We start from the raw sequence: 13,969 nt of genomic DNA, 5'->3' as shown, positions 1-13,969 counted from the left end.
CCGAAAACCCACAAAAACTCTCATAGCAAGTGGATCAAAAACCGGGGGCAGGCCAAAGTGTTGACCCCGATTACCGATTGCCAGCTTTCAAGCTCACACCTCCTCCTCGTACCAGTCAAAAGTGCATAACAGGCTCTTAGGGCCATTCGGGACTGACCTCGAATCGAACCCGCCTCCACAGCCGTCAGTACATCGTATCGAATAGACGTGACCGCTCAACACATTCAATATCCATGAGATATATCACACTAGCAACATCGTTGTTACTTTGCTGGTTGAGTGTATCGTGCGAGAAGAAGTTAGAGCAAGGACACTGGAAGGAACCAATGCTACCCGCGTTCCGCCCATCAGAAGCAATCAAACAACCGCCGTTCGTCGGAACTATCATATCTTCCGATGTCTGGAATCTGCATCACCATGGGGAGCATACAGCCATTGTTGCGGTCGGTATACAAATTGAACGTCAAGACGGAACAAAATTCGCAATAACAGCGCTGCCCGCCACGCAATCCGATGTTGCGCTTGCCAAACGATTGCTCGCCGGCCACACCTATTCTTTTCCGGATGTTCTGCGTGCATCTGCAGACCACTAATACCGGGAATGGGGTCAGTCCGGGCGCATTGACATTCAACAGGAAAAGTGAAAACAGGGGCGTGGCTCCGAAAGTCGGGATCCAAATTGCCGCGACCGTCTGTCCTATTCGTGATCGTGGTAATCGGCGGGAGGCGATTTCTCGTGACGACCGACGGGACACGGTCTCTCGACACGCTCGCAGGTTTGGGGCCGCAAGATCGGACCGTTTATCGCTTCAATGGCGCTTTGGGTCACGGCCGATCGAGCAACGCTGGGCCGCCTTCCTTGGGCGGCTCGTAGCAAGGGCCGGCTTGACGCTTAGGCGGCGGCGCCGCTCTGGGCTTCCTCGAGGCGGCCCTGGACGTCGGCGGCCTGGAGGGTGGCGATCATTTCGTCGATGTCGCCGGCGATGAAGCGGTCGAGATTGTAGAGGGTGAGGTTGACCCGGTGGTCGGTGACGCGGTTCTGCGGGAAATTGTAGGTGCGGATCTTTTCGCTGCGGTCGCCGGTGCCGATCTGGCCTTTGCGCTGGGCGGCGTATTTCTCGGCTTCCTCGCGCTGTTTCACCTCGAGGAGACGGGAGCGGAGGATGGTGAGGGCTTTCTCCTTGTTCTTCTGCTGCGAGCGGCCGTCCTGGCAGCGGACGATGGTGCCGGTGGGGATGTGCATGACCTGCACGGCGGAGTCGGTGGTGTTGACGCCCTGGCCGCCGGGGCCGCCGGCGCGGCAGACTTCGATGCGGATTTCGTCGGCCTTGAGCTCGAGGTCGACTTCCTCGGCCTCGGGCAGCACGGCGACGGTGGCGGTGCTGGTGTGGATGCGGCCCTGGGCCTCGGTGGCGGGGACGCGTTGCACGCGGTGCACGCCGCTCTCGTAGCGCAGGGTGCGGAAGACCTGGTCGCCGGTGACCTTGAAGATAACTTCTTTCATGCCGCCGAGTTCGCCGGCGCTGATTTCCAGCGGCTCGAGCTTGAACCCGTGGGTCTCCGCAAAGCGGGTGTACATGCGGTAGAGATCGGCGGCGAAGAGCGCCGCTTCGTCGCCGCCGGTGCCGCCACGGATCTCGACGATGGCGTCGCGATCTTCATTCGGATCGGGCGGGAGGAGGGAGAACTGGACGGCGCGCTCGGAATCGGCGATCACCTTTTCCAAGTCGGGAATCTCCGCGGCCGCCATCTCGGCGAGGTCCTTGTCTTCGCCATTGACCAGCGCCTGGTTTTCGATGAGCTGCGCGCGGGTCTTTTTCAACGTCTCCCAACTGGCCAGCAATTCCTTGAGCCGGGTATGTTCGCGCAGGGTCTCACGCGCCTTGCGCGGGTCGTCGTAGAGATTCGAGGAAGAGATCTCGGCTTCGAGTTCGCGAAAGCGTTCGGCTTTTCTGGCAATGAGGGGAGCGAAGTCCATTTTTTGGGGAAGTTCTTAGTGCTGAGTGCTCAGTAGAATCCGCGACTCTCAATACTAAGCACTAAGCACTAAGCACTCCGGGCCGCCGGGCAAAACAAAACGGTGAAGATGCACGTGGCACCTTCACCGTTTCTAAAGTTTTCGGATTTCCAGCTAGGCGCTCTTCTTGCGGCTCTGGGCGCCTGCGTAACGGCGCGAGAATTTCTCGATGCGGCCGGCGGTATCGACGAACTTCTGCTCACCCGTAAAGAAGGGGTGGCAGGCCGCGCAGATGCCGACTTTGATGTCGCGCTTGGTGGAACGCGTGTGGTAGGTGGTGCCGCAAGCGCACGAGATCGTGGTCTCTTGGTAATCAGGATGAATATCTGCTTTCATGGCTCGGAAAAGGGAGTAGGAGACTACCCAGCAAACTCCCCTCCGCAACGAAAAACTCGATTAATTTTTAGTGACCGATCCTTCCGCCGAAAACCCGGTGCTCGCTGCCTGGCAAAACACGCTCGCCCGCTTCGGTCCGCATCCGGCGATCTTCTCCCCGTCGGACACCGTGCTGCGCACTTTCGGGCAGATCGAGTTGGAGGCCTCGAAAGTGGGAGGGCTGTTCGAGGAGCTTCCGCCGCATTCGGTGGTGGGGGTGCAGATTGGAAACAGCGAGACCTGGCCGGAACTGCTGCTCGCGCTTTGGCAGCGCCAGTTGATCCCGCTGCCGCTGGGCGACATGGGGCAGACGGAACTGGCCTATACCTTGGGAACGTGTCGCGCCGCCGCGTTGGTCACGAACCAGGATGGTTCGTTGACTGTCCAGCGCCGGACGGTGGCGGAGGAGGCGACGTGCTGGCCGGAACCGGTGCCGCAATTTCTCAAGCTCACCTCGGGAACGACGAGTACGCCGCGGGCGGTGCGTTTCCGCGCCAGCCAGCTCTTCGCCGATGGCGAGAATATCTGCACGACGATGGGGCTGACTGAGCTCGATGTGAATTACGGGGTCATTCCCTTTTCGCACAGCTACGGCTTTAGCAATCTCATCACCCCGCTGCTGGTGCGCGGAGTGCGGCTGGTGGTGAGCCACGACCGCATGCCGCGTGCGATCCTCGATGGCCTGGCCGCGACGAAGGCGACCGTGTTTCCGGCGACGCCAGTCTTCTTTCAAAAGCTGGCGGAACTTTCCAATGCGCCGGAGCTGCCGTCGCTGCGGCGGTGCATTTCGGCGGGTGCGCCGCTCGCCAAGCAGGCGGCCGGGATGTTCAGTGCGAAGTTTGGACTCAAGATTCACACATTCTACGGCTCGTCGGAATGCGGCGGCATCGCGTATGACGCGTCCGAGGAACGGAACTATGAAGACGGTTTCGTCGGCACGCCGATGCAGGGTGTGGAGATCGAGCATGGGTCGCAGGAAGCGGGGCCGATTCAGGTGCGGAGTGCGGCGGTGGGCGACGGCTACTTTCCCACCGAAGACCGGGAGACGCTGCACAGCGGGCGATTTGTGCCGGCGGATCTGGTGCAGCGTGGCGAGCGGGGGCTTTATCTCGTGGGGCGCACTTCCGAGGTGATCAATGTGGCGGGGCGCAAGTTGAATCCGCACGAAGTCGAGGCGCGGCTGGCGGAGTTTCCGGGGGTGAGGCAGGCCGTGGTTTTCGGGGTGGAGTCCGTGCTGCGGGGAGAGGAGCCGGTGGCCTGCATTGCCGGTGACAATATCGGACGCGAGGCGATTCTCCGCTTTTGCCAGGAAAAGCTCAGTTCATGGCAGGTGCCGCGCGATGTGTGGCTGGTCGGCGAAATCCCCACCAATGAACGTGGCAAGATCAGCCGCCGCACGCTGGCCGAGAGCTACCGTGCGCAACTCCCGAATCTCTCATGACCGCTCTCGTCGCCGACGCCGCCTGCCAGCTTCACGATACCGGCCACGGTCATCCCGAATCGCCGGCGCGCTTCAGTGCGGTGATGGATGGGTTGAAGCGCGCGGGCTTGCTGGAAAAGCGCACGCGCCTCCAGCCGCGTGCGGTCACGGGCGATGATCTCGCGCTCGCCCACGAGATCGACTATCTGCGCCGCGCGGAACGCGATATCCTTTCCGGCGCCGCGCAATTGAGCACGGGGGACACGTCGGTTTGCGAGGCCTCGTGGGAGGCGGCGCGGCTCGCCGTCGGCTGCGCACTCGCGGCGGTCGATGCGGTGATTGAAGGAAAAGCCGACAATGCCTTTTGCGCCGTGCGCCCTCCCGGACACCACGCGACGGCGGATCGCGGGATGGGCTTTTGCGTGCTGAACAATGTCGCCCTTGCCGCCCGGCACGCGCAGCGGCGGCACGGCATCGAGCGCGTGCTGATCGTCGATTGGGACGTGCATCACGGCAATGGCACGCAGGATATCTTCTACGAGGATGGCTCCGTCTTCTTCTTCAGCACGCACCAGTCGCCGTGGTACCCGGGCACCGGCCATGCGAAGGAAACCGGCGCGGGCGCGGGGAAGGGAGCCACGCTCAATTGTCCGCTGCCCGCGGGTGCCGGGCGCACGGAGATCTTCGCCGCCTTTGAAGAGCAACTCCTGCCGGCGATGGAAAAGTTCCGTCCGGAATTCGTGCTCATCTCCGCGGGCTTCGATTCGCGGGCCGGCGATCCGCTCGGCGATTTCCTGCTCACCGATGCTGATTTTGCCGACCTCACGCAGCTCGTGCGCGGCATCGCTGATCGACACGCGAAGGGCCGCGTCGTCTCTTTGCTGGAAGGCGGCTACGGTTTGGGCGGCCTGGCCAGCGCGGCCGCGGCGCACGTGGCTGCACTGTTGAAATGAAGCCTGCTACGCTGGCCCTAAAGCATTCGCGCGGGCTGCCCGGTGCTCTCCAGCACCGAGTGCCATAGCTCGCTCTGTGGGTCGACCTTGCGGCGTCCTTGCGTGGCGAGGGCGATGGGCAGATGCACGAAGGCGCCATGCCAGCGCCCCACGAGCATCGCGGTCTTGCCGGCCATCGCGGCGTGCACGGCGTGCTGGGCGAGCTGCGAGCAGTAGACGTTGTCCTGCGCATTGGCCGGGACGCTGCGGATGATGTAGCTCGGGTCGAAATACTTCAGGTTGCACTCGAAGCGGCGCTCCTTGAAGAAGGCGCCGATCTTCTCTTTCAAGAACATCCCGATGTCCCCGTGCTTCTTGTTGCCGCTGGCGTCCGCGCCGCCGTCGCTGGTCATCAGGTCCTGGCCCGCTCCCTCCGACACGACGATGACGGCGTGTTTCTTTTTCGCCAGCTTGTAGCGCAGCGCCTCGAGCAACCCGCGCTCTCCCTCGAGCGTGAAGGGGACCTCGGGAATCAGCACGAAATCCACATTGCCGCCCGCCAGTGCGGCGTAACAGGAGATGAAACCGGAGTCGCGGCCCATGAGACGAATCAGGCCGATGCCGTTGACCGCGCCGGTGGCCTCGACGTAGCCGCACTTCACTGCCTGCACGGCGTGGGCGAAAGCCGTTTCGAACCCGAACGACTTGTCGAGATACATGATGTCGTTGTCGATCGTCTTGGGGATGCCGATGACGGCCTTCTTGAGGCCGCGCCGTTCGCATTCCGCGGAAATCTCCGCCGCACCGCGCAGTGTGCCGTCGCCGCCGACCACAAAGAACAGGTCGATGTTCATCTCTTCGAGCAAATCGACCATCTCGCCGATTTTCTGCGGCCCGCGCGAACTGCCGAGGATCGTGCCGCCGAAGTTGTGGATCTGCGAGACCGACTCCGGCTTGAGGAGCATCGGCGTGTGCCCGTAGCGCGGGATCAGGCCTTCGTAGCCGTAGCGGAAACCGAAGACTTTGGTCACGGCGTAGCGGTAGTGAAGCTGCGTCACGATTCCGCGAATCATGTCGTTCAGCCCCGGGCACAGCCCGCCACAGGTCACGATGGCCGCGGTCGTCCTGGACGGATTGAAGAAGATGTTCTCCCGGGGCCCTGCCGCTTCGAAGCTGAATTGGGTGGTATCGACCTGCGGTCCGTCGTCGCGATCCAGGGTGTGGCTGAAAAGCACGCGCTCCTGGTCTTTGCGGAAGTTCACCTCGACTCCGCCCCCTACGTGTCGCAACGGCGACGTGATTTCACACGGCCCTAGTGATTTGATCGTGGTGTCCATGACGGCGGAGATGAATGAAGCGATTTGTGCCCAAGCTCAAGGAACGAATGATACGCACGCGTAAAAAACTCCGTTTTCACCGGAAATCGGGGCGATAGTACGCTCCGCTGGCAAACTTCTGCACGCGGTGACACACGCGCCGCTTGCCAAGCAGGCATCCGCTTCCCATCATCTGAACGATACTGTTAAACCGGTTTCTCACACGGAAACCACAACTTGAACCTATTTATGGCCCACGAATTACCAAAACTTCCCTTCGCATATACCGACCTCGAGCCGACGATCGACGCGGCGACGGCGGAGATTCACTACTCCAAGCATCACCAGGCGTACGTCACCAACCTCAATAAGGCCCTCGAAAGCGCCCCGGACCTCGCGAGCAAGAGCGCCGAGGATCTGATCAAGAACCTTGCCGCCGTGCCCGAAGCGATTCGCGGCCCGGTGCGCAACAACGGTGGCGGCCATGTGAACCACAGCTTTTTCTGGAAGCTCCTCAAGCCCAAGGCCGAGGGCGCCCCGGTCGGCAAGCTCGCCGAGGCGATCAAGAGCACCTTCGGTGACTTCGCGCAATTCCAGGAGAAATTCAACGCGGCGGGCGTCGGCCGCTTCGGCTCCGGCTGGGCGTGGTTGCTCGTCAATGGCGGCAAGCTCGAGATCGGCTCCACGGCCAATCAGGACAGCCCCATCATGGGCAAAGCCGTGGCCGGGATTGAAGGCACGCCGGTCCTCGGGGTCGATGTGTGGGAACACGCTTATTACCTCCATTACCAGAACCGCCGTCCCGATTACCTCAAGGCCATCTGGGGCGTGATCAACTGGGCGCAAGCCGAGGAAAACTACCTCGCCGCGCTCAAGTAACGACCAGCCGTTCGATCGTTTACAGCGCCGCATCGGGCAACCGGTGCGGCGCTTCCTTGTACCGATGGCTGGGCTGGTTCCGTGGCGAAAATGACAAGTAATCGTCACATTATTCCTTCTTGCTTAAAAGCCCGGGAGGATGCTCAATCGACCGCGTTATGGTTACGTTGTCTGATCGGCAGAATTACGTGAGGGCACTGATGTGCACTCTCGTGCTGGGCTCATTGATGGGCTTCAGCGGGTGCAAAAAACAAGTGGCCAAGGAGGAAGTCCCCGAAGAAGTCCCGGCGGCTACGCCGGCCCCCAAACTGGCGACCCCGGAACCAAAGCCCGTGGCCGTGGCAACCCCAACGCCTCCTCCCGCCACTCCCGCTCCGGAATTGGCGCCGCCCGGTGTGTTCTACCTCGTGACCAAGGTCTCGGTGGAAACTTCCGATGGCATCCTCGGCCTCAAGCCGGGACAGCCGCTGCGGGAAGTGCGCCCGGGCGTTTACAAAGCCGACAATAATGAAGTGACGCTGCGTCCGGACCAGGTGACGAACGATATGGCAGTGGCGCGCCGACTGGTCGTCCAGGACCAGAAAACTCAGGCGGCTATCCAGCAGCGCCTGGCGGCCCCAGGTGGACAGGTGCCGCCCGCAGCGAGTGCGACTCCGCCGTCGTCCTCCGCCCGCCCGGCTCCGGTAGAGAGCGCAGCGGAAATCGCACGCAAGGAACTTCTCCGCCAGCGCGAGGCGCTGCAGCAGGCGTCCAACCGGCTCGCCATTTCGCTCAACGAAGCCACTTCCCGGTTTGGCGGCAATTGGCAAATTGGGGCCAAGAAATCGCCGCAAGCGTTCCAGCTTCTCCAGCAGTTCAACGGTCTGCAGAAGCAAATCGGGGACGTCGACGGGCAGCTTTCGCAGCTTCGCTAGGGTGGGCCTTAATGCCATGAATTGGCGTTAAGGAGGTTTGCGAAACAGGTGCGGTGATGATTGACGGCAAAAAATTCGGACCTTGACCAGCCTTGACTGGGCTTGACCAGCCTTGATCCGTCTGAGTCTTACTCTGGTTCGGCCATAGGCCAATCAAGGTCGACGGCCAGCAACCGCTTTCGTGAGCCTGGATGCCTTGTTGCATCTCATTTGCATCAAACTACTCCCGTTTGGATATGTCAAAGAACCTCCCTTTCTCCCGCTCCCCGCGATACCTCGGATTCCACTCTGACCTTCTCTCATTCCTGCCTCTGCTCATAGCATCACGGCCGCCAAAAAGCAAGACGCGGTGTGTTTTGGTTTCGCCCCCTACTTCCCGAATTTCAGGCTGAGTTCCTTGCCGGCCGGATGCGGTTGGGCGGTGAGCAGCGTGATCGTGCCGTCGGCGTCCTTTTTGAAGCGCAGCGGGTCGCCGGTGAAGGCATCGTGGTAGGTGGCGGCGGTGGCTTCGTCGAGCTGCGCGCCGTGCTCCAGGGCGGCGTCGAGCATCGTGCGGAGCGTGGCGATGACGAACTGCTTTTCCCCGACGTTGACGGTGGGCGCCACCATGCTCCGGACGACGTAGAAAGTGCTGTGCTGCGCATCCTCGTCCACGGCTTTCATGGCGGCGTGGCATTGCGGCCATGCTTCGCCCAGCCCCGCCTGGGCACGAAGCTGAAGGGAGCGCATTTCTGCGACGAATGCCTTGACTCCTTCTGGCGTGAATTCCTTCAGCAGCGCCTCCTTCGCCTTCCATTTGTCCGTTCCTTCCATGTTCAGGAGTTCCTCAACTTGTGTCTTGTCCGCGCCGGCCACGCTGAAGCGGGTGTCGAGCCAGTCGATGAATGCACTTTCGCCCCCATAGGCGGCCTGGGTGGTGTGCAGTGGGGGGAGCGTCTTGAGCTGCGCGGCGTAGGTTTTCCGGGTGTCCGCATCCCAGGCGAGGCAATGCCGGGCGGCGGCACGCAGGGCATTCGTCTCGATGGCGTACTGAACGAGATTGGAGATGAGCATATCGCCGGCCCCCGCATGCCGGGCCAGGCGATGGGTCAAGAGGAGATAATCGAGGCCTTCCTTCACCTTGCCCTCGGCGAAAAAGTCCTCCGCCTGCAAGATGGCGACCGCGCCCATTTCCTGCATCTTGGAAACATGGGGCAGCGCCATGAAGGGGCCATCCTCCACCGGCATGCCCCAGTCGCAGGGTACGGTGGAGTCCGCTGCCTTGAATGCAAGGAGCAGGCTGCTTTTGCTGTCAGACAAAATCTTTGCCGCCGCCATGGCATCGTAGGGCTTCCGGCCGGCGACGACTTCGTGCACTTCCTTGGCCTGCTCGGGAGTCAATTGAGGGCGGATCGCTGCCGCCTGCCAGTAGAGCAGGGCGGGATTGGTAGGCCGGGAATCCAGGGCCCGGAGTGGGGAGGCGAAGGTGAGGGTTGCGAAGGTAAAAGTGAGGAGGGTGTATTTCATGGAGTGGAGGATTTACGGAAGAGTGGCGTTGAAGAGGGGCGAAGAGGCGGGCAGCAAGGTGCTGGCGTCACGATCAAGCAGGGCGAGAAGAGCTGCGTCGCCGTCGTTGGCGGCGGCTTGATAGGCGAGCAGGGAGGCGCGGGGGGCGGCGGTTCGCGGCGCGAGGGAAGTGACTACTTCACGTGGCTTGGTGGGAGCGGAGGAATGCGGCCACAGGGCGATGAGCGCGCTCAAGGCCACGACTGCAGCCGCTGCGGTAAGCGTTGGCGCGAGGTGCCAGCGTGGGGTGGCGGATTTGGTCTCTGCCAGGGCCCGCACACGACGCATCGTCTCATAGTGCAGGGCCGCATCGAAAGCAGGCTCGGACACTCGCGCCGCGTCGCGCTGGAGGGCGTCGCGCATCGACTGGTCGTCATCGGGAGTCGGGGTGCTCATGGTCGGTTCTGTGGGTTAATGCGCGGCGCCGCGGAGGCGGTTCACTTTTTCTTTCATGCGGCGGAGCTTGGTCAGCGCGCTATGGAGGCGGCTCTTCACCGTGCCGGGCGGGATGCCGAGGACGGCGGCGATCTCCGTCTCGCTGGCGTCGGCGTAAAAGCGCAGGCGCACGACCTCGCGATGCCGGGCGGGCAGAGCGGTGAGCATGGCGCGCAGTAACTCCGCCTCGGCCACTCCGCCCTCTTCCGGCCCACCGCTGGTTGCCGGCTCGAAGCGCTGCGCGGCGGCCTGCTGTTCCAGCGTGGCCAGCGGGAGCCGCCGTGAAAACCAACCGAGCGCACGCTGATGTTGACGCAGGAGGATGACGTAGAGCCAGGTGAAGACGCGGCACGATCCATCGAAGCGCGGCAGGCTCTTCCAAGCCGCGATCATCGTTTCCTGCACAAGGTCCTGGGCGCGCTGGCTGTCGCTGCAAAAGGCAAGGGCCTGCCCGAGGAGGCGCGGTTGCAGTTCCTCCATGAGTTGCGAAAACGCCGCGAGATCGCCGGCGCGGGCCAGGGCGAGGAGATCGGCTTGATGGTCGACGGGGGAGGATGACATGCAGCGCTGCACCTTTATGGCGCGTCGGGGCCGTGGAGTTCAGAATATTTTGGGGCTTCCTGGTGTTGTTGTCGTCTGCTGCTGCGCCGCGCGCCGGATAGGAGGTATGGGACGAATGGGAGGTATAGGAGGGTGCCTCGGCGGACCGAGGTGGCTACAATGTGACGATTCGCCATTGAGCCCGGGGCGTGAGTGGGATACACCGTCCCGCTCCTATTTATGGCTTTTCTCAACGACAACTATTTCAAGCTCAAGGCTGGCTACCTCTTCCCCGAGATCGCGCGGCGTGTGAAGGCATTCGGCGACGCGAACCCGGACGCCGCCAAGCGCATCATTCGCTGCGGCATCGGCGACGTGACCGAGCCGTTGCCCCCTGCGGTGACAGCGGCGATGCACAAGGCGGTGGACGACATGGCCACGCGCGAAGGCTTCCACGGCTACGGGCCCGAGCAGGGTTACGAGTGGTTGCGGCATGCCATCGCGGAGAATGACTATCGCGCGAAGGGGATTGAAGTGGCGGACGACGAGGTCTTCGTGAGCGATGGCTCCAAGTGCGACTGCGGCAACATCCTCGATATCCTCGGCGGCAAGAACAAGCTGGCTATCACCGACCCGGTATATCCGGTGTATGTGGATACCAACGTGATGGCCGGGCATACCGGTGACGCCGATGACAGTGGCGCCTACGCGGGCTTGGTTTACTTGAAGTGCACGGCTGAGAACGGCTTCGTGGCCGCGCCGCCGCAGGAGCACGTGGATGTCATCTATCTATGCTTTCCGAACAACCCGACCGGCGCCGTGGCGACGCGCGCGCAGCTCGAAGCGTGGGTGGCCTACGCGCAGGAGCACCAGTCGGTGATTCTCTACGATGCGGCTTACGAGGCCTACATCAGCGACCCGGCGGTGCCGCATTCCATCTACGAGATTGCCGGGGCGCGTGAGGTCGCGATTGAGTTCCGCAGCTTCTCGAAGAATGGCGGGTTCACCGGGACGCGTTGCGCGTTCATTGTGGTGCCAAAGACGCTGCTGGCCTCGACGGCGAGCGGCGAGCGCAAGCCGTTGCATCCGCTCTGGTCGCGCCGGCATTCCACCAAGTTCAACGGCGTTTCCTACATCGTGCAGCGCGGCGCGGAGGCGCTCTATTCGCCCGAGGGCAAGGCACAGATCGCGGCGCTCGTCACGCATTACATGGGCAATGCGAAGATCCTCCGCGAGGCCGGGGAGAGCGTGGGGCTGCGCGTCTACGGCGGCGTGAATGCGCCCTATATCTGGGTCTCCACGCCGACGGGCACGACGAGCTGGCAGATGTTCGATCGCATGCTCAATGAGGCCAATGTCGTCATCACGCCGGGCAGCGGCTTCGGCGCGATGGGCGAAGGCTACTTCCGGATCAGCGCGTTCAATTCGCGGGCGAATGCGGAGGAAGTTGCGCGGCGGATTAAGGCGATCCAGTGGTGAGGGAAGGCAGAACATTCAACGTCCAACACCCAACATCGAACATCCAATGGAACGGAAGCCGCGCAACATATGAGCTGCCCCGTTGGCGTCTACGATAGTGGCTACGGTGGATTGACGGTACTCCGGCAATTGCGGAAGACGCTGCCGGAACTGGACTACCTGTACCTCGGCGATTCGGGGCGCGCGCCTTATGGCGGGCGCGATGTGGATACGATCCTCGATTTCTCCGAGCAATGCGTGGAGCGGCTCTTTGCCGAAGGTTGCCGGGCGATTCTCGTGGCTTGCCACACCGTCTCTTGCGTGGCGCTGCGGCATTTGCAGCATCGCTATGGGTCGGCGGAGCGGCGCATTCTGGGCGTCACGATTCCCGCGGCGGAAGCGGCGGTGCAGCGGACGCGCGGGCATATTGGATTTGTCGGCACGGCGCGCACGGTGGCTTCCCACACTTTCCGCACCGAGGTGCGCAAGCTGAGCGACAGCGTGCAGATCACCGAAGTGGCGGCGCCGCTGCTGGCGCCGATCGTGGAGGAAGGCTGGGAGGACACCGAGATCGCCCGGTTGGCTGTGCAGCGCTATCTCGCGAAGTTCGACGGCGTCGATACGCTCGTCCTTGGTTGCACGCACTACCCATTGCTGGAGCGCGCGTTCAATGAACTCACGCCGCCGGAGGTCAACGTGCTCAATCCCGCGCCCGAGGTGGCGGAGCGGTTCCGCGCCTGGCGGGAACGGCATCCGGGTTTTGCGCCGGTAGGGACGGGGAGTTTGCGGGTGCTTTCCAGCGGCGATGTCACGCGCTTCGCGACGCATGGGGCGCGGTTTCTCGGGGAGGCGCTGCCGGCGGTCGAGCATATCGCCGAGCAGAACGGGCGGCTGGCGCTTTGTCCGGAGGGGAGTGAGCCGACGGGGCAGGTGGTAAGGTAGCGGGTGAGGCAGGTCGATACCCAATCGACATCGCGATATCGACAACCACCATCGCGGTCAGAAATGATCGCTGACCGCGATGGTAGTTGTGGAAGCCGAGCCAGGTCAAGAGCGTTTTATGGCGCTTTTGGACAGAAGCCCGTGCCTGCGCCAGATGCTTCGCAGGCTCAGAATGACGTTTTTTCCGAAGCCCTGCTACAGCGGGCCGCCCCGATATGCCCTCGTTGCTGCCTCGTAGATTACCCGCAGCGGCTGGGCGCTCTTTTCGCTGAGCGCGCGGCAGGACTCGAATTCCGGCGCGACCTGCACGACCTCGCCGCTCTTGAGCCCCAGCTTGACCGTCACTTCGCCAAACTCCGTCACCACCGTCTCGAAACGCCGCTCGAGCTTGAGCCGTACGACTTGCTCGGTGCGCAGGCCGAAGGCGGTGGTCTCACGGAAAATGATGCTGGCCATGGCCTCGACGTGGGCGCGTTCGCAGAGCACCGAGAGCATCACGGCGGGCCGGTTCTTCTTCATGTGGATGGGCGTGAACCACACATCCAGCGCGCCGGCGACGAGCATCTTGTCCATCGCCGCGCCGAGGATCTCGGGCGACGCATCGTCGAGGTTCGTGTCGAGGCGGGTGACGGTATCGGTCTCGTAGCCGCCGAGCATGGTCTAGCCCTCCACGAGAGTGCCGAGGACGGCGCGCAGCACGTTCGGACGCGACTGGAGATCGCGCGAGCCGACGCCGTAGCCGATCTTGTCGATGGTGATCTGCGGCATGGGGCCAAAGGATGCGCCAAACTCGGCGGCGATGGCGGCGCCGGTGGGCGTGATGAGCTCGTGCGGCTCATCGATCTGCCCGATCGGGATGCCTTGCAAAATTTCGAGCGTCGCGGGCGCGGGCAGCGGGAAGGTGCCGTGCGCGCAGTGCACCGTGCCGGAGCCGTCGTGCAGGGTGGAGACGAGGACCGTCTCCACGCCGAGTGCCTCGAGGCCGACGCAGGCGCCGACGATGTCGGCGATGGAATCGAGCGCGCCGACTTCGTGAAAGGTCACGTCGGCGGGCGGCTGGCCGTGGATTTTTCCTTCGGCCACGGCGATGCGCTGGAAGATGCCGAGGGCGTGTTTTTTGACGAAAGGGGAAAGCTCGCTCGCCTCGATCAGCGCGCGAATCTCGCCGTGGCTGCGCCCGTGATCGTGGTCGTGAT

Annotated in this window: 13 protein-coding genes and 1 pseudogene; 7 read left to right on the top strand and 7 right to left on the bottom strand. The window is 62.9% G+C overall.

Going from position 1 to position 13,969, the window contains the following annotated elements:
* The first annotated feature begins 233 nt into the window (after window positions 1–233).
* Entirely contained in the window at window positions 234–593 is a 360-nt protein-coding gene (locus ABJF10_RS21555; RefSeq protein WP_348546674.1) for a hypothetical protein, read from the top strand.
* A gap of 299 nt (window positions 594–892) precedes the next feature.
* Here the strand turns inward: ABJF10_RS21555 and prfA are convergent, their stop codons facing one another.
* Both prfA and rpmE read right to left on the bottom strand, forming a co-directional pair.
* Window positions 893–1,978 (bottom strand): peptide chain release factor 1, encoded by a 1,086-nt coding sequence (gene prfA, locus ABJF10_RS21550; protein ID WP_348546673.1) that lies wholly within the window; start codon window positions 1,976–1,978, stop codon window positions 893–895.
* A gap of 153 nt (window positions 1,979–2,131) precedes the next feature.
* Complete coding sequence (gene rpmE, locus ABJF10_RS21545) at window positions 2,132–2,353, bottom strand: 50S ribosomal protein L31 (protein ID WP_348546672.1); 222 nt, start codon at window positions 2,351–2,353, stop codon at window positions 2,132–2,134.
* A gap of 70 nt (window positions 2,354–2,423) precedes the next feature.
* Here rpmE and ABJF10_RS21540 point away from each other — a divergent pair, with 70 nt between their 5' ends.
* Together ABJF10_RS21540 and ABJF10_RS21535 are read left to right on the top strand one after the other, a co-directional pair.
* Window positions 2,424–3,833, top strand: coding sequence for a class I adenylate-forming enzyme family protein (locus ABJF10_RS21540; protein ID WP_348546671.1), 1,410 nt, complete (start codon window positions 2,424–2,426; stop codon window positions 3,831–3,833).
* Window positions 3,830–4,765 carry a histone deacetylase gene (locus ABJF10_RS21535; protein WP_348546670.1) on the top strand — a complete coding sequence of 312 codons (936 nt, stop codon included), beginning with the start codon at window positions 3,830–3,832 and terminating at the stop codon, window positions 4,763–4,765. Before ABJF10_RS21540 ends, ABJF10_RS21535 begins: the two co-directional genes overlap by 4 nt.
* Before the next feature lie 17 nt (window positions 4,766–4,782).
* Here the strand turns inward: ABJF10_RS21535 and ABJF10_RS21530 are convergent, their stop codons facing one another.
* Window positions 4,783–6,081, bottom strand: coding sequence for an ATP-dependent 6-phosphofructokinase (locus ABJF10_RS21530; RefSeq protein ID WP_348546669.1), 1,299 nt, complete (start codon window positions 6,079–6,081; stop codon window positions 4,783–4,785).
* A 228-nt stretch (window positions 6,082–6,309) separates the two neighbouring features.
* On the opposite strand from ABJF10_RS21530, the gene ABJF10_RS21525 reads away from it, so the two are divergent.
* On the top strand, window positions 6,310–6,939 hold the full coding sequence (locus ABJF10_RS21525) for a superoxide dismutase (RefSeq protein ID WP_348546668.1): 630 nt from the start codon (window positions 6,310–6,312) through the stop codon (window positions 6,937–6,939).
* Between the two features lie 200 nt (window positions 6,940–7,139).
* Window positions 7,140–7,853, top strand: a complete 714-nt coding sequence (locus ABJF10_RS21520; protein WP_348546667.1) for a hypothetical protein — start codon at window positions 7,140–7,142, stop codon at window positions 7,851–7,853.
* Between the two features lie 369 nt (window positions 7,854–8,222).
* Here ABJF10_RS21520 and ABJF10_RS21515 read toward each other — a convergent pair whose 3' ends face one another.
* Genes ABJF10_RS21515 through ABJF10_RS21505 form a run of 3 tightly spaced genes read right to left on the bottom strand, consistent with a single transcriptional unit; the run spans window position 8,223 to window position 10,394 of the window.
* Window positions 8,223–9,359, bottom strand: coding sequence for a hypothetical protein (locus tag ABJF10_RS21515; RefSeq protein WP_348546666.1), 1,137 nt, complete (start codon window positions 9,357–9,359; stop codon window positions 8,223–8,225).
* 12 nt (window positions 9,360–9,371) lie between these two features.
* On the bottom strand, window positions 9,372–9,794 hold the full coding sequence (locus ABJF10_RS21510; protein ID WP_348546665.1) for a hypothetical protein: 423 nt from the start codon (window positions 9,792–9,794) through the stop codon (window positions 9,372–9,374).
* A 15-nt stretch (window positions 9,795–9,809) separates the two neighbouring features.
* The gene (locus ABJF10_RS21505; RefSeq protein ID WP_348546664.1) at window positions 9,810–10,394 is read right to left on the bottom strand and encodes an RNA polymerase sigma factor; all 585 of its coding nucleotides are present in this window, start codon (window positions 10,392–10,394) and stop codon (window positions 9,810–9,812) included.
* 219 nt (window positions 10,395–10,613) lie between these two features.
* Between ABJF10_RS21505 and ABJF10_RS21500 the strand changes: the two genes are divergently transcribed.
* The gene (locus tag ABJF10_RS21500; protein ID WP_348546663.1) at window positions 10,614–11,852 is read left to right on the top strand and encodes an LL-diaminopimelate aminotransferase; all 1,239 of its coding nucleotides are present in this window, start codon (window positions 10,614–10,616) and stop codon (window positions 11,850–11,852) included.
* A 69-nt stretch (window positions 11,853–11,921) separates the two neighbouring features.
* Window positions 11,922–12,773, top strand: a complete 852-nt coding sequence (gene murI, locus ABJF10_RS21495) for a glutamate racemase (protein WP_348546662.1) — start codon at window positions 11,922–11,924, stop codon at window positions 12,771–12,773.
* A gap of 195 nt (window positions 12,774–12,968) precedes the next feature.
* Here murI and larC read toward each other — a convergent pair.
* Window positions 12,969–13,922: pseudogene (gene larC, locus ABJF10_RS21490) on the bottom strand (nickel pincer cofactor biosynthesis protein LarC).
* Between the last annotated feature and the right edge of the window lie 47 nt (window positions 13,923–13,969).

Origin of the sequence: Chthoniobacter sp. (assembly GCF_040003245.1) — a bacterium.
GTDB lineage: Bacteria > Verrucomicrobiota > Verrucomicrobiia > Chthoniobacterales > Chthoniobacteraceae > Chthoniobacter.
This window is presented reverse-complemented; position numbering and strand designations above follow the sequence as displayed.